We start from the raw sequence: 19,610 nt of genomic DNA, 5'->3' as shown, positions 1-19,610 counted from the left end.
CTGCCTATCAATGTTATCGCGAAATGTCTATCTGTGAGTTTAGATCACATATTTCGACTGTGCCTTCTCCACCTTGGAGATATAATTCTGAGTTTCGGAAGGCAGACGGTTAAGTACACTCATCAGTTCGCTATCACTCGACACACCCAGACGTGAAACACGGCCTGGTCCTGCATTATATGCAGCAAGCGCCATCTTCACTTCTCCACCGAAACGCTGGAGCTGAAGGGAAAGATACTTCGTACCCGCATCAATGTTCTGGGCAGGGTCAAATGAATTACTCACACCCAGCCCTGCAGCCGTGCCATCCATTAATTGCATGAGCCCCTTGGCTCCGGCAGAGGACACAACATTTGGGTTAAAATTGGACTCTGTGTCAATGACGGCTTTAATCAATGATTCAGGCACACCATATTTCGCACTTGCTTCCGCAATCAATGATTCAAAATCCGTAGGTACGGATGCACCGGAATCCACGATTCCTGTATTGGATGAAGATAATAAAGACTCAACGATGTTATTGGAGACAGAGGACGATCCTGCCGTATTTATATCCGGATTGTACGTGCTTCCGAGTTGCAGCCACAACAAACCATCACTGGATCTTTTGGAGACCGTAGCGGTGGAATCTGTATTGCTCGTCGAATTGGCACCCGTACCTAACAGCCCGTCCATCACATTGGCGAAATCCACTGTTGAACCAGCATCCGATTGTGATCCACTGGTTTGGTTTTTCACATTGGACAATTGCAGTTCCAACAACTGCCGCGATCCGCTTGGATCAATCTGCATGAGTTATACCCACTCCCGTATAATTAAGCGTATTATGACCTTATTCTACATCGTTTTACAGCAAGGTTCCATTGTTTTCAAAAAAATATATGAATCTTCCCACCTAACCTGCGCATATACGAAAAAAACCTTCTGTAATTCACCACATTTGGGTGAGAACAGAAGGCTTTTGAATGAATCATTTTACAGGTTAGCGAGCGAATGGAATCATGAAAAAATAACTCAGTGTGGCTACAATACCCAGTCCAATGGACCAAGCTCCCGCTGTCTTACGACCATTCACATATGCATAGTAACCCAGTACGGCTGCGGCCGGTCCAAGTACGATTGACCACATGAACAAAGATGCGATCCCGAAGGCAAGTCCCATGTAACCCGCGACTTTGCCTGTTGATTCCATGACCCGGTCTGCCTCATGTTTCTCAGGTACAGGCTCTGCCCGTTCGGTACCTCTAGTTCTTACGACAGTCGGAGGAGCGACCTCTGCCCCGTATTCTTCGCGATGTACTTTTCTTGGATAATCGACACGCATACGCTGTTTTTCACCGTCACCCTTGGTTTCAGGGCGATCTTGAAAATTAAACTTATTATCGTCATTTTTCATTTGGAAGCACCTCCGTTATGAATAGGGATGACTGCTCACTTGGGTTTGAACGTGTGACAGCATGTTGCAGAGGATGTGCGTGCGTGATCATGGTGATCGGAGTCAAATGTCTCACCGGCAAATTCCTCATGCAGACGACGGGTGGCATGTTGGTCAATGTCAATCATGATGGCATCAGCGTGGCAGAAATTGTTCTCTCCCCAAAAGTTGCAGTTGGAGACGCTGCATTTGACAATTGGTTTGTCTTGGCTCATTTTTTATCACCTCGACTACTATTGTCTCCCCGCCACAAACCTGATATTCCCCGTCAAAATGCCAGATGATGACATGATCACACCTCGTCTGATTCTCACTAAAAACACAAAAAAACCGCCACAAGGGCGGTTTCGTCCAATTTCATATTAAGGTTTAAACGTTACTTAGGCGTGATTCCGTTGATTTTGCATACGGCGCTGAGTCAGGTAATCACTTTCATAATATGCCAGATCATCGCGCAATTCTTCGTACGTTTTGGAAACCTCCAGAATAACATCCCGTACTGCACGGATTGGCTTATCACGGAAACGAATGGCATCTTGTCCTGTGTAAGCGTATCTTCCGTCTTCGGAATAACATTCATTTTTGGGATAGAAAAAGCTGTTTACGCATTGGTGATACGTATTATAAAGAGCCTTTTCGGCAAAATCGACATCAAAGTTGGCACGACGCAGCACAACGCCAAGTTTTTCGTAAGAAACTTCAGAAAAAACGAGCAAATGACGGAGATCTGAAAGAAATCCTTTATAGAAGGCTGTTGATTCTTCCGTCTGATTCTGATCCAGTTCAGGCAAAGCATTCTCATTCAAAAATTTTTCAATCCGATCGATAGCCGGTTTTAACTTTTCCCTAGTTGACTCACATGTTTTCTGTACATTGGCTGCTGACATAAAGGTAGCTCCCCCTTAAATAAGTCCTTACATATAGGTCGGCCAACGGTGGTTTTCCCCTGACCTTTGAATTCTCAGCTATAATCCTACCATAAAAAGATGACGAGCGGTATCCCTTAATCATGCTTTCCGCTTCTGCCGTTAAACATGCCTATTATACGCAGTCAGACTCGAACTCGCCTGCATAAAAATATCCGCTTTTTCTAACGATAGATATAACCAGTGACAACGATGAAGCACTGTTAATGATTGTCCAAAATGAACGAAGGAGGTTCCATCCACCATGTCCAGACCGAAATGGATTAACTGGGCCCTTGCAGCTGGTGCAGGAGCACTCGCCCTGACACTCTTGCTTCCAACATCCAATCGTCCCGAACCTAAACCAAGTGCCCTGTCCAACTCTGCTCATGAAGAGCACACGAGTAAGAAGCGTCTGAAAGTGCAGGATGTCAAAGCAACCGATCTTCTGACCCGTATGGATGCCAAGCAACATCTCAGTATCATGCTGGAGAAAACCGCCACAATGAATGCTGCGCAGGTTAGGCGATATGTGAATGATCTCCAAAGTTCACATGAACATATCAGATCCATTCATCTCATGAATACCAATGGCTCTTTTGACAAGCCCTTTGATCAAGCCACCTCACAAGGAAGCAAGTTGGAACAACAGAAGCTTCAACATTCGCTCAACCTTGCCAAAAAAGCGGTAAACAAACGTCAAAGTTTTGAATCCTCTTCTTTTCCTTTGGGTAAGGAAAAATATTTTGTTATGGGGCAACCCTCCAAAGATGGCAAAAGAGCTGTAATTGCCTTGTTCAGCCAGAACGTATTAAATGCTGTTGAACAACATCAGCGCAAAAATCTTCGCATGATCCCTTATCCGCGTGAGGGTAAATTCAAAATTGAGTCTGTTCACCCGGATACGCTTAACGAAATCACAGTGAAGACCGGACATGATAATGCAAATGCCAGTCATTTTTACGAAAATGAAATCGTCATCCGTTTTCGCCAAGATCCCGGTGAACGGGATATGCGTATCATTAAATCCGATCTGAGAGCGCAATCTGCGCGCAAGCTGGGATACACGTATGTTTTTCGGTCAGAACACATGAGTTACAAACAATTGCATAGTTATTTCGAAAGCAAATGGAATCCACTCTATATGGAACCCCACTATATGTATTTAACCAATGATACTGTAACTGAACAAACAGATGTAACGATACCCAATGACATTTTGTTCTCCGATTATCAGTGGAACCTGCCTGCGATTGAGACAAACAGAGGTTGGAATATTACCAAGGGAAACAAAGATGTCATCGTTGCGGTGGTCGACACGGGGGTTGATATGAATCATCCTGACCTGAAGGGCAAGCTCCTTGAGGGTTATAATGTGGTCGAGCCGGGAAGCCAACCGATGGATGATGTGGGACATGGGACACACGTCGCAGGCATTATCGGCGCTACTGTCAACAATAATGAAGGCGTGGCAGGAATGAGCTGGTATAACAAGGTACTACCGGTTAAAGTACTCGACAACTCGGGTTCTGGTACCACGTATGCCGTTGCCGAAGGCATCATCTGGGCAGCCGATCATGGAGCCAAAGTTATCAACATGAGTCTGGGCAATTATGCTGATGCGCAATTTCTTCATGATGCCATTAAATACGCTTTTGACCGGGATATCGTCCTGATTGCAGCCACGGGGAACGATAATACAGAGCGTCCAGGATACCCTGCTGCTTATCCGGAAGTATTTGCCGTATCTGCTACAGACCCGGATATGAGCAAAGCTTCCTACTCCAACTATGGGGATTATGTAGATGTGATGGCTCCCGGGTCCAGTATCGCCAGTACCTATCCAAACAATCAGTATGCAGCCTTGTCTGGAACGTCCATGGCTAGCCCTCATGTAGCCGCACTTGCAGGTTTGATTCGTTCGTTGAACCCGGACTTGACCAACACGGAAGTGATGGATTTGATGCGCCAAAGTGTTATTGACCTCGGTGATCCGGGTCACGACAAGTATTTCGGCTATGGGCAAATCGATGTCTATAAGGCACTGCAAGCCGCATCAGGCAACAGCGCTCCTTTGCAATTCTGGCCGCAACATGTCAGACAACAAATGGATAACACGATGAAAAAGTATACTCATTAACCGTAATGACTCTGCTCAATAAAAATACAAAAGCAGCTGCGCCCCGGGGCGTACGCTGCTCTTTTGGTTTATATCCAATTCCCCGGGGCACCCGCTGCAATTAGCGCTTGCGAGAAGATGTGCGGGCTTTACTCGATTTTTTCACGGATTTTTTCTTCGGATTATGGCTGGATACATAACAAGGGTCTTCTTCTTTGACAACAACAGGATACATGTGGTGATGAATCGGAACACAGTGATGTTTTTTGATCACTTCAATCGGGTGGATTACAGGCACGATTTGTGGGATGTAATAATCCTCAACAACCTGGATCGGGTCACAGACAATCGGGCAAAGCGGTGGACAGTAATGGTTCATTTCAAAACCAACTCCCTTTCTGGTGATACTATAACCTATTGCAACAGATCGAAAGTGGATTGGATGTATGTCCATAGTCCGAAAAATTATATGAGCGGTAGCCTGTCCGCCACTGTCCCACCCTGCCCAGGTGTAACTCTGTCAATGACTTGGCACAGTACACGAAGTCCTTCACACAAAAGCTCAACATTTGTCACAGTGAAGCAGATACGCAGACTTGGTGTATCCATCTCTCCTACATAACAGGCCGAACCCGGGAGGAAAGAGACCCCTGCAGCAAGTGACTGATGATGCAACTCACGCATATCCAAGTTACTCGGAAGTTGGAGCCACAGATTGAGTCCTCCCTCGGGCAAGCGCCATTGCATTCCCCTAGTAGCATGCTCTTCCAGCACTTCAGATGCTGCGCACAAGCGAGAATACAATTCATCCCTCAATCGGGATACATAGGCACCGTACTGATTCTGAATAAAAGATTGCAATGCCTTTTGTGTAAGCAGCGGACTCCCCAAATCCGCCGTAGATTTCGCGGCCACAAGCCGGGTCAATACACTTCCGTCTGCGATGGCGCAGGCTATACGGCAACCGGGAGACAGCACCTTGCTGAAGCTTTTGATATATACGACATGACCTGTCCCATCCATCGATTTAATGGAAGCCGGGGGAGGGTCCCGAAAATAAAGATCTGCAAACGGATCATCCTCCAGAATGAGGCAGTGGTAGCTTTGCGCGAGATTCAGAAGTTGTGCTCGTCTTCTTGCACTCATCGTGATACCTGTTGGATTGTGATAGGTCGGGATCGTATAGATCAGCTTGGGCGGATAGGTATCACATAATCGGGTCAACAGATCAATACGCATGCCTTCGTCATCCATCGGGACCGTAATGATCTTCGCGCCTCTACTCGTAAATACATCAATGGCTCCGGTATAGCTTGGTGCCTCCATGTATACAACATCCCCAGGTCCGACAAAAGTCCGTGCCACAAGATCGATCCCCTGCTGAGCACCACTTGTAATTAACATGCGTTCAGGTGCAGCCTGTAGTCCACGCTCGGCAAAATGTTCGGCAAAGATCTGCCTAAGCTCCCGATCCCCCTGAAAAGATCCGTAAGCTGCCATACGCTCTGTATGATCAGAGGAGAGTCGGTAGGCGCTGTCGATAATCTCTCGTGTAGGCAACAGTTCAGGCTGAATCGCTGACATATGAAGTTCATACCGCACTTGAGGTGACGTATCAAAATGTCTCCAGAGCTGCGCTCGCGGTAAATAATCCACCAGTGCCATCTGCCAATTCCATGAGGTACCGGATTCACTGTTGGCATTGTTTCGCTGCGTTCGGTCCACATCCTCCATCTGATCCACGTTCAATGTACCTCTCACATAACAACCTTTCCCCTGGGAGCAGGTGATCAATTGAATCGCTTCAAGTTCAGCATACGCTTTGGATACAGTGACCAGGCTGACACCCAAATCCGTGGTCATTTTACGAACAGAAGGAAGTCGGGTTCCGGGTTCAATGAGTCCTGATCTGATGCGATCGGCAATCGTTAGCGCAATCTGCACGTACAATTTGGTACTGCTTCCCCGCTTTAATTCAATATGCATATGTGCTCCCCCAACTGTTATGATCTTCATTTTACTGTTATAGTGTAGTCCGTCTATTATAGTTTATAATATCAGTATAACAGTGAATAACAGGAGATGAGAATAACATGAGTATCCCTTGGTCCAAAATGGCACAAAACACCCCGTCCTCTGTCGTTCGCGACATGCTCCAGGCCGCTCAGGCACCTGGAATGATCTCACTAGCCGGTGGATTACCCGCCCAGACTTCATTCCCGCTGGAAGCCATCCGCGTTGCATATGAAAAAGTATTTATGAGCGGAGCAGCCGCTCTTCAATATGCGGAGACTGAGGGTTACCGTCCTCTTCGCGCCAAAATTGCCGAACGTCTTGAATCCAAGGGCATTCCAGCTTCACCCGATCACATGCTTCTCACTACGGGTTCACAGCAATCCATTGATTTGGTTTGCCGCATCCTTCTCGACCCGGGTGACCGCGTATTGGTTGAATCACCAACCTACCTCGCTGCGCTGCAAGTAATTCATTCCTATCAGGCTGAATCTCACGGCGTAGCCTGTGATGATCACGGCATGTTGCCTGAATCTCTGGAGGAACAGCTCCAGTTGCATCGTCCAAAACTTGTCTACATTAATCCCACGTTCTCCAATCCTACGGGAAAAGTGTGGTCACGAGAAAGAAGACAGCAGGCTGTGGATCTGTGCCGCAAGTATGGTGTACTCATTCTGGAAGATGATCCCTATGGTGAAATTCGGTTCAATCCGGAGCAATTGGATGTCCCTGCTCTCGCAGAACTGGATGCAGTATCCTATGATGGCCCTTCCAATGTTATTTACACCAGTACATTCTCCAAAACGGTAGCACCTGGCCTTCGTACGGGCTGGATACTGGCTGCTCCCGATATTGTCAAAATGGCAGCACGAGCCAAACAAGGTGCCGACTTGCACTCCAGCAGCATTGACCAAAGAGCGCTTCATGCACTGCTTGAATCTTTCGATCTGGATGCGCATATCCGCCATATTTCAGAGGATTACGAACAACGCATGAAAACACTGACGACTCTTATGGCAGCCAAAGCTTGGGAAGGCATCTCGTGGAATTCACCTCAAGGTGGCATGTTCTTGTGGCTGCAACTGCCTGAAGGCATGCTTGCAAGCAATCTGTTCACTTATGGTATCCAGGAGAAAGTGTGCATCGTCCCTGGTGATTCCTTCTATGCAGGTACACCAGAGTTAAACCGCATGCGAATCAACTTTACTCATACGGACCCTGAGCTTCTTCCGGAAGCCGTGGAAAGAATGGATCGCGCCATCCAACGCTGGCATGCTTCCTTAACATCGGACAGTGTTGTTACACTGTAATGAACTGTCATAAACGTTTGACTATTCCATTAGCGTATGAAGGTTATTAACTTGATATGAGAAATAAAAATAAGGCGGCAGGCCCGAGAACCTCGGAACTGCCGCCTTATTTTTATAGAACCTGTTATCAACAGGAGTTATGTTTTTTTAGATGTTCATGGGTCCTTCTGATCAGTCAGGCCATCGGATGATTCATACGAATTGTCCTTGACTGATAGGTGGACTACATTGTATTGCTATGGTGTTGTTGCAGTTAGGAAAGCTTACCGTAAGCCGGGTTCTGTGCTCTTCGTGGTTCATACGGGAACTACCCTCCCACCAGAAGCGACAATCATCTATCTAGGCCATACATTGCTGCACAGCTCAAGCGACCAACCTAGACACACCTCGGGCTAAGGTTGCCTCCTCCGAAGAGGTGGCTGTGTCCCATTAGGTCTTGCTCCAGATGGGGTTTACCAGGAACGAAGTCACCAGCGTTCCTCGGGGTCTCTTACACCTCGGTTCCATCCTTGCCTGTGCCGGAAAATCCGGCCATCGGCGGTCCATTTCTGTGGCACTATCCTTCAACTCGCGCTGACTGGACGTTATCCAGCATCCTGCCCTGTGGAGCCCGGACTTTCCTCTCGTGGCAACAAAGGCCACCAGCGATTGTCTGTCAAGCTTTCCGAACAACATTACATAGTATACAGGCATTTAGGTTCACAGACAAGCTTAATATTACTGGAAGCTGCACATCAACGGTCTTTTTAGATAAACTGGAATACTTCCGTATTTACCTCAGAAGCCGTAACTTGTGTATCATATCGTTTTTCTTCCAAACGGGAACGAAGCCAATCCGCTGTTTTTGGTTTCATAATCTTCTCGGAATTATGTCCCGGGTCAATGATACACATACCTGCCATTAACGCATCATGAGCCGTGTGATAATCAATATCTCCGGTCACAATAACATCCGCACCTTTGAAGCGGGCAGTGAGCGCATAACGGCTGCCAGAACCGCCAAGAACTGCTCCTTTTTTGATCTGCTTGTTCAGATCTCCTACTACACGCACATGAGGCACATTGAATTGGGTCTTCACAACCTCCACGAGCTCACCTAATGTCTTAGGTTCCTTAAGGGGTCCCAAGCGTCCCAGACCGAGCGTACGGCCCTTTAAATCCATTGCATAAAGGTCGTAGGCCACTTCCTCATACGGATGAGCCTTAAGCATCGCCTGAACGACCTTACTTCTCAGACTTTGGGGTACGATGGTCTCAATCCGCATTTCTTCCACACGTTCCATCTGCCCTTGGGTACCGATAAACGGTTGAGTCCCTTCACCAGGTACAAACGTTCCTGTGCCTTCCGTGTTAAAGCTGCACTTGTTGTATTGACCGATACTCCCCGCTCCGGCTTCCAGAATGGCCTGAAGAACCTGTTCATGATGGGTACGAGGCACAAACACTGCCAGCTTGTACAGATGATCTGTGTGTACATCTTCCAGCGATTCTTTACTCTCGATGCCAAGTGCCTCGGCCATCCAGTCATTCATACCACCCTCGGCCACATCCAGGTTCGTATGACTGATATAGACAGCAATATCATGCTTAATCAGCTTTTCATACAATTTACCCATAGGTGTATCTGTACTCAGTGACTTAACCGGACGGAAAATGATGGCGTGATGAGCGATAATCAGGTTGGCACCAATACGAATCGCTTCGTCCACCACTTCATCCGTCACATCCAAAGCTACTAACACGTGACTGATTTCTTTTTGCAAACTGCCGAGCTGGAGACCAATGCGGTCATCCGGTACAGCCAGATGTTTGGGAGCGAGCTGCTCCATCAGTTGAATTACAGTTTGACCTTTGGCAAACATGCCAAAACCTCCTTCAAGTTTGCGATAAGACGCTCTACCTCAGCCGCCTTGTCCCGGGAAGAATCCTGATCGGATTTGGAGATCGAGTTTACAACCCCTTGCAGTTTGATGATCTCACTTTCCCATTTGGCAAAGAATACATCCGTTGGACGATCCACCAAATATGGCCCCATCCGCAGCAGCAAATCTTCCGTTAATTCTGCCCCGCCTTGAAGCGGACGTGCACGATATACCTCTACATTGGCAATCGGGCTTACGGATTGTGGCATCGCCGTTATAATCTCATAGATCTTGCCATCTTCTTCGAGCAACTGTTCTGCTACAACCACCCAGTGATGCTCCAACAACCAGCGTCTGAGGATATCCTCTCCCACATTTGGTTGCAAAATAAGTAACTGGACTCCTTCCAGTTTGGATATACCTCGGTCCAAAATAGAGGCAATCAGGGCACCACCCATGCCTGCAATGGTGATGACATCCACTTCTCCTGCAGAGATTACATCCAATCCGTCTCCACGGCGTACCGTTATTTTTTCTTTCAGGCCAGCATCACTGACTTGTTTGCATCCAGCATCATAAGGACCAGGATTGACTTCCCCGGCTACTGCACTTGCAGCTTTCCCACTGCGGATTGCGGCTACTGGCAGCAACGCGTGGTCTGAACCGATATCAGCCATGCGGCTGCCATCGGGAATTTGATCATGTATTCGCTGTAATCGATTCGAAAGTTTCATGAAGCACCTACACCATTCATTTAATTTATTGATTTGCATTGAACAAGGAAAAGCGATAAAATAAAATCCAATAAAACATTTCAAGGATGAATTTCCAAAACCAAGAAATCAAGACGTTTAAATTAAAAATAAAGGAGACCCCGCCGCCGCTAAAGCGTCTTGCGGAAAGTCTCCCATAGTTCGATTATTCGAGGAAATCCTTGAGTCGTTTACTACGACTCGGGTGACGCAATTTACGAAGAGCCTTGGCTTCGATCTGACGAATACGCTCACGCGTAACACCAAATACCTTGCCAACTTCCTCCAACGTTCTCGTCCGTCCATCGTCCAGACCAAAACGTAGACGAAGCACGTTCTCTTCACGTTCAGTCAGTGTATCCAATACATCTTCGAGCTGTTCTTTCAGCAACTCATACGCAGCAGCATCCGCCGGAGCAAGGGCTTCCTGATCCTCAATGAAGTCACCCAGATGGGAATCATCTTCCTCACCAATCGGTGTTTCCAGAGAAACCGGTTCCTGTGCAATCTTCGTAATTTCACGAACTTTCTCTACACTCAGATCCATCTCAGCAGCGATTTCTTCTGGTGTCGGTTCACGCCCAAGTTCCTGCAACAGCTGACGGGATACCCGGATCAGCTTATTAATCGTCTCCACCATGTGCACAGGGATACGAATTGTACGCGCCTGGTCAGCAATAGCACGAGTGATCGCTTGGCGAATCCACCATGTAGCATACGTACTGAACTTGTATCCTTTTTTGTGGTCGAACTTCTCAACCGCTTTGATCAGACCCATATTACCTTCCTGAATCAAATCAAGGAACAACATTCCACGTCCAACGTAACGCTTGGCGATACTGACTACAAGTCGAAGGTTCGCTTCAGCCAAACGACGCTTGGCTTCTTCATCCCCGTTCTCAATACGTTTAGCCAGTTGTACTTCATCATCTGCCGACAACAGTGGCACACGACCAATTTCCTTGAGGTACATACGGACAGGGTCATTGATTTTGATACCTGGCGGCAAGCTCAGATCATCATCAAAGTGGAATTCGTCCTCTCCCTCTCTGGTGTTGTTCTCGGAATCTTCACTAGGACGAAGTGTAACCTCTTCATCATTTTCATTCACTACATCGATACCCAGATCGCTCAGTTGCTCATAGAACTCATCCATTTGCTCTGCATCCTGCTCAAAAGGAGAGAGTTTCTCTATAATTTCCTTGTAATTCAGCGAAGCTCTTTTCTTACCTGATTCAATCAATTGATCTTTAACCTGATCCAGTGTCAATTCTGTTTCTAGTTCAGTATGCTGATCATTCGCCATAACTCGACTCCCTCCTCCCTAGAAACATCTAATCCTCAGACGTTCACTGTCTCTCTAGGGCAATCATTTCAATTGCAATCTGTGCCGCGCGTACAGAATCACCTGCCCGCTCTGCAGCAATCATTTCTTCTTTTTTCAAATCGTACTCTTTTTTACGCGGATACTTCAGCACTTCCCTGATGCAATCATCGAGCATTTGAATACTCCATTCACCTGGACCATCCATCATCGAGATTGAACTGACCGTTTTTTCCAAGCGATCGTCATGCAGTGAAGACATAAAACGGCTTGTATCCGACGGTTTGCCTTGCGCATAGTAGGCATATAGATAAGCAGCAATAGCTGCATGATCATCCAAGTTAAAAGCTTCACCAAGATGCTCATTCACGTACTGGGCAGCCTCATCATCCTGCAACATCCAGGCAATCAGTTTGCGTTCGGCAGCGTGATAAGCCGGCAACAGATTCGGTGTAGGCACCTGCCTATTTTGTTGCCTACCATTATTCCACCTTTTCGGGTTATTATCCCCGTACTGGAGGTTATTTTTCATTGCCTCCCGTTCTTCATTACACTCCTGCTTCAATGTTTCGAAGGATACGTCCACTTCTGCAGCCAGTTCACGAAGATACACTTCCCTTTCTGTTGGAGAAGGTAAGGGTGCAATCAATTTTACTGCTTCTTTCGAATAGGCGATTTGTCCGCCACCCTCTAGCAGTATATGGCTTTTTTTCAAGTTTATAAGTTTAAATTTTGTAGTTGTCACGGCACCATCCACAATCTGGTTTCGGAACCGTTCACCACCATGCTTCCGGATAAAATCATCCGGGTCAAGTCCCTCGGGTATGAGAGCCACTTTGACCTGCAATCCAGCTTCCTCAAGAATGGGGAAGTTTTTGAGTGCAGCAGCCTGTCCTGCTCTGTCGCCGTCATAACATATGATGACTTCGTCGCACATTCCTTTGAGCATCAGTGCCTGATTCTCGGTTAGCGCAGTACCCATTGCCGCTACACCATTCTGGATATCCTGATCCCATGCGGAGATGACATCACCATATCCCTCGAACAAAATGGCTTGTCTTTGTTTGCGAATTGCATTTTTGGCATGATGCAGATTATAGAGAACACGGCTTTTGTTAAATAACCGGGTTTCCGGTGAATTTAGATACTTCGGTTGCCCATCTCCCAATATGCGTCCTGCAAATGCAATCGGCTTACCGCTCCTGCCATTAATCGGGAACATAATCCGGTCTCGGAATCGATCCACATATCCCTGACCTTCATTTCGCGGTGACAGAAGTCCACCCTTTTCCATCTCTTCGAGCGGATAGTTACGTTTCTCGAGAAATTGTACCAATGTGTCCCAACGATTTGGTGCGAAACCAATCTGGAACTGGTCGATCAACTTGTCGCCAAAACCTCTTGAGCGTAAATACTCCATGGCTGACTTGCCGTGCTCTGTATTTTTCAACAAAAAATGATACAGCTTCGCGGTAAGCTCATAAGCCTCCAACAGACGTTCAGTCTCCGGATTCACATGAGCAGATTCACGCCCTTGCCAGTCCCCCATAGAGATGTGACTTTCTTCCGCCATCGTTTTGACAGCCTCGGGAAAGGATAACCCTTCGATTTCCATCCTGAATTTGATGGCATTTCCACCCGTGCCGCAACCGTAGCAGTAGAAAATTTGTTTCTCAGGTGTAACGGTGAACGAAGGCGTCTTCTCGGAATGAAAAGGACAGAGGCCTTTCATATACTTCCCCTGTTTGGTCAGATGCACAAATCGGCTCACCGTATCGACAATATCATTCTGCTGTAACACCGATTCAATAATACTTTCGGGTATACCGCCTTGTCCGGTACTCATCTCTGGCCACCTTCATCTCTTCAACACGTAAATATAATTCGATAAACTTACACATTCTCCTGCAAATCTTTTAAAAGTTTTGTCAGTTTATGTTGAAACATTTCTCGATCCTGCTCTGTGAAAGGCTTTGGGCCTTTCCCGTAATGGCCTCTTTTTCGTGCTTTGGCCGCAGTATGACGAGAATCCAACATGAAATCAATGTCACGATCGTTGAACTCACGACCACGAAAGGATAAAACATAACAACGTTTGCCGAGCGCAAGTGCCGCAAGTCCATAGTCCTGAGTGATAACCACATCATATGGCTTAATATGATTAGCAATATACAGGTCTGCGCTCTGATCACTGCGATCCACTTGCACGGTTCGTACCCCTTCTCCTCCTTGAAGCAAATGATCAAATGAAGAGACTAACAATACGGGGATGTTGAAAAGGCGAGCGGTTTGCGCAATCTCGGTTTTGACCGGGCAAGCATCACCATCCACAACAATGTGACGTATATTTAACTCACTCAAACCCAGACCACCCGGTTTCATAAAATAGCTGCATATTGTTATATACGACCCCGGCCAGGCAAAATCCTTCTGGCACAACAAGGGAAATCAAAGGCTAAAATACGGAGCGGTTGTAAAAAATACATTTCACAACCCGTTCCGTATATTTATACCCTCATATATCCTTCTTTAATACTGAATTTTAGCTTTGCGCAAAGTCTGTGGAAAAGGACTCATGAAATAAGTCCAATTACCAAACCAACTTGGAAAAATCAGCAAATCCTTTCAAGTCACGATCAATAGCCGCGAGCAGGGCAAGTCGATTCGCCCGAACAGCTTCATCTTCAGCCATAACCATAACCGAATCGAAGAATGAGGTAATACCATCCTTCCAGGCAGATGCAATAGCCAGTGCTTCAGCAGCATGATGCTGAGTCAACGCCTGACGATATTCTGCATTCGTTTTGCTCCATGCCTCATGTAGCTGACGTTCTCCATCTTCTGTGAACAGTTCTGGATGTACGGAAGCATTGGATGCTTTGGCAGCCAGATTACCCACACGGTTGAACGATTCAACCGTTGTTTTGAATGCGTCTCCTGTCAGAACAGCCGCCATCAACGCTTCACCTTTTGGTACCACAGCGCTGATATCATCGAATCCGGAAGAAATTACGGCATCCACTACGTCGTAGCGGACGGTTTCTGACAACAATTTTTTCACACGAAGACCAAAGAAGTCTTGCAGATCTTTACGAACCTCTTCATCTGCACGTTTCAACAGGTTCATCTGGGCATGTACTTGAAGTGCTACTCCAAACACGTCTGACAATGTCAGCGGAAGCTTGTGATCCAGCAAAATCTGTACAATACCTGCAGCCTGACGGCGCAGCGCGTACGGATCCTGAGAACCCGTTGGAATAATGTTGATGGAGAAACAACCCACGATTGTATCCATTTTGTCCGCTGCACTCACAATGGCACCAACAAGAGAAGCAGGGGATTGATCTCCAGCGAAACGTGGCTGATAGTGTTCAAATACCGCTTTGGCCACTTCTTCTTTTTCGCCGGCTTTACGAGCGTAATCCTCACCCATCACACCTTGCAGTTCCGGGAATTCACCCACCATCAGTGTCACCAGATCGAATTTGCAGATATCTGCTGAGCGGCTAACGGATTCGGCAACATCACCGGACACTTGCAGTTTGGCAGCAAGTCCATCGGCAATCTTGCGAATACGGCGCACTTTATCTCCAACCGTTCCCAATTCTTCCTGGAAGACGATGCTTTCCAGCTTCGACAATGCATCCTTAATCTGTAGCTTCTGATCTTCCTCATAGAAGAACTTGGCATCAGACAGACGTGCACGCAGAACTTTTTCATTCCCTTTGGCAATAACGTCCAGTGAATCACTTCCACCGTTACGTACCGTCACGAAGAATGGCAACAATTGTCCTTCATTGTCCAGTACAGGGAAATAACGCTGATGCTCACGCATGGAAGTAATCAATACTTCTTGTGGAATATTCAAGAATGAGGAGTCAAATGTCCCGAACAATACGGTAGGTGTTTCCACCAGGAACAGGACTTCCTCCAGCAAGTCTTCCTTAATCGCGATATCCCATTTTTTCTCAGCAGCCAGTGCCTGAATCTGGGATACAATCATCTGTTCACGTTCCTGAATATCAGCAATGACATGTTCTGCACGCAGCACTTCCACGTATGAAGACGGAGTGGAGATCACGGCCTCCTTACCGAGGAAACGATGTCCGCGAGTTACATTACCCGATTTAACACCTGTCACTTCCAGATCGATAACATCACTGCCGAGCATAGCCACAATCCAGCGGATTGGACGTACAAATTTGAAATCATAGGAAGCCCAACGCATGAATTTCGGGAACGTCATGGCATGTAATACAGAAAGTAATCCTTCGCCAACCACAGAAGCCGTTTCCACACCTTTGCTGCTCTTCGTTGCATAGATATATTCGACACCGTTCAGTTCCTTGAACGTGAACTGGTCGGGTTCAACACCTTGACTGCGGGCGAATCCGAGTGCAGCCTTGCTCCAATTGCCACTGTCGTCCAGGGCAATTTTGCGTGAAGGACCTTTCACTTCTTCCTCGATATCTTCCTGTTTTTCAGCCACATTTTGAATCAAAACAGCCAGACGGCGCGGTGTAGCGTATGCATTCACTTCAACATAAGCAATGCGGGATGCGTCAAGCCATTTCACGACACGCTCTTGCAGCTGTGCGATTGCTGCGCGCATAAAGCGTGCAGGTACTTCTTCCAGCCCGATTTCAAACAACAGATCCTTAGACATGGTCGGCTCCCCCTTTCTTGATCAGCGGGAAGCCTAGCTTCTCACGCTCTTCCATATATGTTGCAGCGACTTGGCGAGCCAGATTACGGACACGTGTGATGTAACCCGTACGTTCCGTTACACTGATAGCTCCACGTGCATCCAACAAGTTGAATGTGTGGGAACATTTCAGCACATAGTCATATGCCGGGAATACCAGATGCTGCGCCATGGCCTTGTTTGCTTCTTCTTCATGCATGTTGAAGAGTGTAAACAGCATTTTGACATCAGATACTTCAAACGTATATTTAGAGTGTTCGAATTCTGGCTGACGGAATACATCACCATAAGTGATACCTTCCACCCATTCCAGATCAAACACATTCTCTTTATCCTGAATGTAAGAAGCCAAACGCTCCATACCATACGTAATTTCAACAGCTACCGGATTTGTCTCGATTCCACCAACCTGTTGGAAATACGTAAATTGCGTAATTTCCATTCCGTCCAACCATACTTCCCAACCAAGACCTGCACAACCAAGGGAAGGATTCTCCCAGTTATCTTCAACAAACCGAATATCATGTTTGAGCGGATCAATGCCCAGACGCTTTAGACTTTCCAGGTAAATTTCCTGAATATTGTCCGGTGAAGGCTTGATGATTACCTGGAACTGATGATGCTGGTACAGCCGGTTAGGGTTCTCACCATAACGTCCGTCCGAAGGACGACGGGAAGGCTCCACATAGGCTACTTTCCAAGGTTCGGGTCCAAGCGAGCGCAAAAAGGTCATCGGGTTCATCGTACCTGCCCCTTTTTCCGTATCGTATGGCTGGACAATAATACAGTTATGCTCGGCCCAGAATTGTTGCAGCGTTAGAATCATCTGCTGAAAATTCATAATCATGCTCCTTTTCAATGGTTTGTTAGCAAGCTTAGGACGGTGAAGACAACAATAAATAGCCCCCGTCCTACGCCTGTTGTACAGACGTAGGGACGAGAGCTATTCCCGCGGTTCCACCCTACTTGGCTTAGATCAAACAGAATGATCCTGTTCGTTCCAGCCCACTTTTCCGTGTCCATTCATGCTCCCGAGTGCCGTTTCAAAGACCGATTCAGCCAGGCTCCCACCATCCCCGGCTCGCTCATTCATGATTACCAAGTGTTATACAAAGACTTGTCTCCATAAATGCAATAAATCCAGTCTTTTACTTTCTCGTTCAATGCATGTCTCATAAAGAGAAATTATATTTCATAATATATAAAATCTAGTATGAAGTCAAGATATAGTTTCACTTCCACCAAAACGCCTCAAATCCCGTACTTCTCCATCTGATCGAGGAAAGAACGGGATTTAAGATTCAGACCAAGCTGATGATCCATAAAAGCACGCATCAACTTTTTGATCTCATCACGGGTAGACTCACTCACTGATATATTCCCCAAGCGCTGCAGATCCAACTGCGCGAACAAACGCAACAACTTCAGAGCCTTTGGACTTACGGACATCGCAGGAGGATCGAAATGTTTGCATGCTCGACACAAGACGCCACCAAGTCTGGGACTTATGAACAACTGCTCATCTGGTCGCTCCTGGTTGCAGGAGATGCACTCATCGAACTGTGGACCATATCCGGATGCCTGTAATATTTTCATTTCGTACAGACTTGTAATAACAACCGGATCTTTCTCTTCCTTCAACGCCTGCAAACACGCCTTTAACTGTTTGAACCAAAATGTACCTGTCTCTTCATCCTGAAGCACCCGATCCAATAGTTCACACGCATAAGAAGCATATGAGGCCTTGACCAGATCTTCACGCAACTCATGATAAGATTCAACAATTTCTCCAGCGTTCAGTGTGCCTAGACCTGTATTGCGAAAATATACATATTGACCATACGTAAACGGCTGCACCAGTGCAGCATGTCGGCTCTTGGGCTTTTTGGCACCGCGGACGAGTACCCCTACTTTCCCGCCGCTTTCGGTGCAAAGCGTAATGATTTTGTTCCCTTCGCCGTAGTCCATGCTGCGGATGACAATCCCTTCCACCCTGTATAGCATGCCTCGTCACCTAACCATTCCCGAATCAGCCAGTTATCCTTCGGCTTCTTCATCTTCAATCACTTCCCTTGCATTATCCGACTCCTGTCCTAACGAGTTACACGCCTCGGTATATAACAAATAGGACTCTACATCCCCCGTCATCGCAAAAACCTTCCACGAAAAATCTCGCATCGGAATTTCATCCTCTCTTCGGAAATGACGTCTGCATCTACCAAATAGGATGGAGTCTTGCAAGGTAAACTATGTGTTGCAATTACTGGATACAATTCCGACGATCAGTCGCGGCCAAAGCCGAGGTCACGCAGAACTCTATCCTGATTTCTCCAGTCTTTTTTCACTTTAACCCACAGGTCCATGAAAATTTTGGAGCCAAGCAAGTTCTGAATATCGTGTCGAGCTCGTTTACCTACTTCTTTCAGAAGGGCACCCTGCTTCCCGATAATGATCCCTTTTTGCGAATCCCGTTCAACAAAAATGACAGCTGAAATATAAACAACACCGTTATCTTGTACTTTCATATCCTCAATCGTTACAGCAATGGAGTGTGGCACTTCTTCACGAGTCATCTGCAAAATTTTCTCACGGATCAACTCTGCGCATACAAACTGCTCCGGATGGTCAGTAACCTGGTCATCAGGATAGTACTGCGGACCTTCTGGCAAATACTTGCCGAGTTGTTCCAATAGTGTGCTTACATTGCTGCCGAGCATGGCAGATACAGGCACGATTTCAGCGAAATCATGCAGTTTGCGATACTCCTCAATAAGGGGCAGCAGCGCTTCCGGCTCAATTTTGTCAATTTTATTCATGACAAGAATGACAGGCGTACGAATATTTTTCAACTGTTCCGCAATATAACGGTCACCGCCACCCATGCCTTCCGATGCATCAATCAGGAACAGCGCTGCTTCTACTTCTCCAAGTGTGTTCAGAGCAGTCTGGTTCATGTAATCGCCAAGTTTGGATTGACGTTTGTGAATCCCCGGCGTGTCCAGGAATACGATTTGCTGATGTTCGGATGTATACACACCATGAATTTTATTACGTGTGGTTTGTGGCTTGTCCGACATAATCGCAATTTTCTGTCCGATAACCTGGTTCATCAGTGTGGATTTACCTACGTTTGGACGTCCAATAATGGCTACAAAACCGGATTTAAATGCTTGTTTTTTCATATG

18 protein-coding genes and 1 other RNA gene are annotated in these 19,610 nt (G+C 46.7%); 2 read left to right on the top strand and 17 right to left on the bottom strand.

The genetic code is table 11. The features are described from left to right. Positions 1-39 precede the first annotated feature (39 nt). The 4 genes from QF049_RS01240 to QF049_RS01225 all read right to left on the bottom strand — a co-directional run bounded on the left by QF049_RS01240 (position 40) and on the right by QF049_RS01225 (position 2,322). Positions 40-792 (bottom strand): lytic transglycosylase domain-containing protein, encoded by a 753-nt coding sequence (locus QF049_RS01240; protein WP_124115990.1) that lies wholly within the window; start codon positions 790-792, stop codon positions 40-42. A 190-nt stretch (positions 793-982) separates the two neighbouring features. Beyond that, positions 983-1,324, bottom strand: coding sequence for a hypothetical protein (locus QF049_RS01235; protein ID WP_307543052.1), 342 nt, complete (start codon positions 1,322-1,324; stop codon positions 983-985). A 107-nt stretch (positions 1,325-1,431) separates the two neighbouring features. Continuing rightward, entirely contained in the window at positions 1,432-1,650 is a 219-nt protein-coding gene (locus tag QF049_RS01230) for a DUF1540 domain-containing protein (RefSeq protein WP_074095869.1), read from the bottom strand. 165 nt (positions 1,651-1,815) lie between these two features. After that, on the bottom strand, positions 1,816-2,322 hold the full coding sequence (locus QF049_RS01225) for a YpuI family protein (protein WP_062835484.1): 507 nt from the start codon (positions 2,320-2,322) through the stop codon (positions 1,816-1,818). Between the two features lie 283 nt (positions 2,323-2,605). On the opposite strand from QF049_RS01225, the gene QF049_RS01220 reads away from it, so the two are divergent. Then, positions 2,606-4,480: a S8 family peptidase gene (locus QF049_RS01220; RefSeq protein ID WP_307534271.1), complete on the top strand. Its 1,875-nt coding sequence runs from the start codon at positions 2,606-2,608 to the stop codon at positions 4,478-4,480. Between the two features lie 100 nt (positions 4,481-4,580). Here the strand turns inward: QF049_RS01220 and QF049_RS01215 are convergent, their stop codons facing one another. Further along, a complete protein-coding gene (locus QF049_RS01215) occupies positions 4,581-4,838 on the bottom strand; it encodes a hypothetical protein (RefSeq protein WP_076211601.1) in 258 nt (85 codons plus the stop codon). 86 nt (positions 4,839-4,924) lie between these two features. Further along, complete coding sequence (pdxR, locus tag QF049_RS01210) at positions 4,925-6,445, bottom strand: MocR-like pyridoxine biosynthesis transcription factor PdxR (protein ID WP_307534269.1); 1,521 nt, start codon at positions 6,443-6,445, stop codon at positions 4,925-4,927. Between the two features lie 107 nt (positions 6,446-6,552). Here pdxR and QF049_RS01205 point away from each other — a divergent pair, with 107 nt between their 5' ends. Beyond that, positions 6,553-7,782: an aminotransferase-like domain-containing protein gene (locus tag QF049_RS01205; protein ID WP_036615022.1), complete on the top strand. Its 1,230-nt coding sequence runs from the start codon at positions 6,553-6,555 to the stop codon at positions 7,780-7,782. Between the two features lie 254 nt (positions 7,783-8,036). Here the strand turns inward: QF049_RS01205 and rnpB are convergent. The 11 genes from rnpB to era all read right to left on the bottom strand — a co-directional run bounded on the left by rnpB (position 8,037) and on the right by era (position 19,607). After that, an RNA gene (gene rnpB, locus QF049_RS01200) (RNase P RNA component class A) lies at positions 8,037-8,446 on the bottom strand. An 82-nt stretch (positions 8,447-8,528) separates the two neighbouring features. Next, on the bottom strand, positions 8,529-9,644 hold the full coding sequence (locus QF049_RS01195) for a Nif3-like dinuclear metal center hexameric protein (RefSeq protein WP_307534266.1): 1,116 nt from the start codon (positions 9,642-9,644) through the stop codon (positions 8,529-8,531). Further along, positions 9,620-10,378 carry a tRNA (adenine(22)-N(1))-methyltransferase gene (locus tag QF049_RS01190; RefSeq protein ID WP_307534264.1) on the bottom strand — a complete coding sequence of 253 codons (759 nt, stop codon included), beginning with the start codon at positions 10,376-10,378 and terminating at the stop codon, positions 9,620-9,622. The genes QF049_RS01195 and QF049_RS01190 overlap by 25 nt, the downstream gene beginning before the upstream one ends. A 184-nt stretch (positions 10,379-10,562) precedes the next feature. After that, a complete protein-coding gene (gene rpoD, locus QF049_RS01185) occupies positions 10,563-11,702 on the bottom strand; it encodes an RNA polymerase sigma factor RpoD (protein WP_062835490.1) in 1,140 nt (379 codons plus the stop codon). A 43-nt stretch (positions 11,703-11,745) separates the two neighbouring features. Then, positions 11,746-13,566, bottom strand: coding sequence for a DNA primase (gene dnaG / locus QF049_RS01180; RefSeq protein ID WP_124115984.1), 1,821 nt, complete (start codon positions 13,564-13,566; stop codon positions 11,746-11,748). A 47-nt stretch (positions 13,567-13,613) separates the two neighbouring features. Then, positions 13,614-14,102, bottom strand: a complete 489-nt coding sequence (locus tag QF049_RS01175; RefSeq protein WP_047843776.1) for a YaiI/YqxD family protein — start codon at positions 14,100-14,102, stop codon at positions 13,614-13,616. 208 nt (positions 14,103-14,310) lie between these two features. Continuing rightward, complete coding sequence (gene glyS, locus QF049_RS01170) at positions 14,311-16,386, bottom strand: glycine--tRNA ligase subunit beta (RefSeq protein ID WP_307534259.1); 2,076 nt, start codon at positions 16,384-16,386, stop codon at positions 14,311-14,313. Further along, on the bottom strand, positions 16,379-17,266 hold the full coding sequence (gene glyQ / locus QF049_RS01165; protein ID WP_307534257.1) for a glycine--tRNA ligase subunit alpha: 888 nt from the start codon (positions 17,264-17,266) through the stop codon (positions 16,379-16,381). The genes glyS and glyQ overlap by 8 nt, the downstream gene beginning before the upstream one ends. A 410-nt stretch (positions 17,267-17,676) precedes the next feature. Next, positions 17,677-18,429, bottom strand: coding sequence for a DNA repair protein RecO (recO, locus tag QF049_RS01160; RefSeq protein ID WP_047843778.1), 753 nt, complete (start codon positions 18,427-18,429; stop codon positions 17,677-17,679). A gap of 33 nt (positions 18,430-18,462) precedes the next feature. Further along, positions 18,463-18,603 (bottom strand): YqzL family protein, encoded by a 141-nt coding sequence (locus tag QF049_RS01155; protein ID WP_074095877.1) that lies wholly within the window; start codon positions 18,601-18,603, stop codon positions 18,463-18,465. A 104-nt stretch (positions 18,604-18,707) separates the two neighbouring features. Continuing rightward, positions 18,708-19,607: a GTPase Era gene (gene era, locus QF049_RS01150; protein WP_062835494.1), complete on the bottom strand. Its 900-nt coding sequence runs from the start codon at positions 19,605-19,607 to the stop codon at positions 18,708-18,710. Positions 19,608-19,610: the final 3 nt, after the last annotated feature.

Origin of the sequence: Paenibacillus sp. W4I10, from assembly GCF_030816325.1 — a bacterium.
GTDB classification, from domain to species: Bacteria; Bacillota; Bacilli; order Paenibacillales; family Paenibacillaceae; genus Paenibacillus; species Paenibacillus amylolyticus_B.
The sequence above is the reverse complement of the archived record's forward strand: the minus strand, read 5'-3'. Positions and strand labels throughout refer to the sequence as shown.

What these genes read in the sequence shown, in the direction of transcription:
- QF049_RS01240 (WP_124115990.1), bottom strand. Translation starts at nt 792, where the DNA reads ATGCAGATTGATCCAAGCGGATCGCGGCAGTTGTTGGAACTGCAATTG.
- QF049_RS01235 (WP_307543052.1), bottom strand. Translation starts at nt 1,324, where the DNA reads ATGCGTGTCGATTATCCAAGAAAAGTACATCGCGAAGAATACGGGGCA.
- QF049_RS01230 (WP_074095869.1), bottom strand. Translation starts at nt 1,650, where the DNA reads ATGAGCCAAGACAAACCAATTGTCAAATGCAGCGTCTCCAACTGCAAC.
- QF049_RS01225 (WP_062835484.1), bottom strand. Translation starts at nt 2,322, where the DNA reads ATGTCAGCAGCCAATGTACAGAAAACATGTGAGTCAACTAGGGAAAAG.
- QF049_RS01220 (WP_307534271.1), top strand. Translation starts at nt 2,606, where the DNA reads ATGTCCAGACCGAAATGGATTAACTGGGCCCTTGCAGCTGGTGCAGGA.
- QF049_RS01215 (WP_076211601.1), bottom strand. Translation starts at nt 4,838, where the DNA reads ATGAACCATTACTGTCCACCGCTTTGCCCGATTGTCTGTGACCCGATC.
- pdxR (WP_307534269.1), bottom strand. Translation starts at nt 6,445, where the DNA reads ATGCATATTGAATTAAAGCGGGGAAGCAGTACCAAATTGTACGTGCAG.
- QF049_RS01205 (WP_036615022.1), top strand. Translation starts at nt 6,553, where the DNA reads ATGAGTATCCCTTGGTCCAAAATGGCACAAAACACCCCGTCCTCTGTC.
- QF049_RS01195 (WP_307534266.1), bottom strand. Translation starts at nt 9,644, where the DNA reads ATGTTTGCCAAAGGTCAAACTGTAATTCAACTGATGGAGCAGCTCGCT.
- QF049_RS01190 (WP_307534264.1), bottom strand. Translation starts at nt 10,378, where the DNA reads ATGAAACTTTCGAATCGATTACAGCGAATACATGATCAAATTCCCGAT.
- rpoD (WP_062835490.1), bottom strand. Translation starts at nt 11,702, where the DNA reads ATGGCGAATGATCAGCATACTGAACTAGAAACAGAATTGACACTGGAT.
- dnaG (WP_124115984.1), bottom strand. Translation starts at nt 13,566, where the DNA reads ATGAGTACCGGACAAGGCGGTATACCCGAAAGTATTATTGAATCGGTG.
- QF049_RS01175 (WP_047843776.1), bottom strand. Translation starts at nt 14,102, where the DNA reads ATGAAACCGGGTGGTCTGGGTTTGAGTGAGTTAAATATACGTCACATT.
- glyS (WP_307534259.1), bottom strand. Translation starts at nt 16,386, where the DNA reads ATGTCTAAGGATCTGTTGTTTGAAATCGGGCTGGAAGAAGTACCTGCA.
- glyQ (WP_307534257.1), bottom strand. Translation starts at nt 17,266, where the DNA reads ATGAATTTTCAGCAGATGATTCTAACGCTGCAACAATTCTGGGCCGAG.
- recO (WP_047843778.1), bottom strand. Translation starts at nt 18,429, where the DNA reads ATGCTATACAGGGTGGAAGGGATTGTCATCCGCAGCATGGACTACGGC.
- QF049_RS01155 (WP_074095877.1), bottom strand. Translation starts at nt 18,603, where the DNA reads ATGCGAGATTTTTCGTGGAAGGTTTTTGCGATGACGGGGGATGTAGAG.
- era (WP_062835494.1), bottom strand. Translation starts at nt 19,607, where the DNA reads ATGAAAAAACAAGCATTTAAATCCGGTTTTGTAGCCATTATTGGACGT.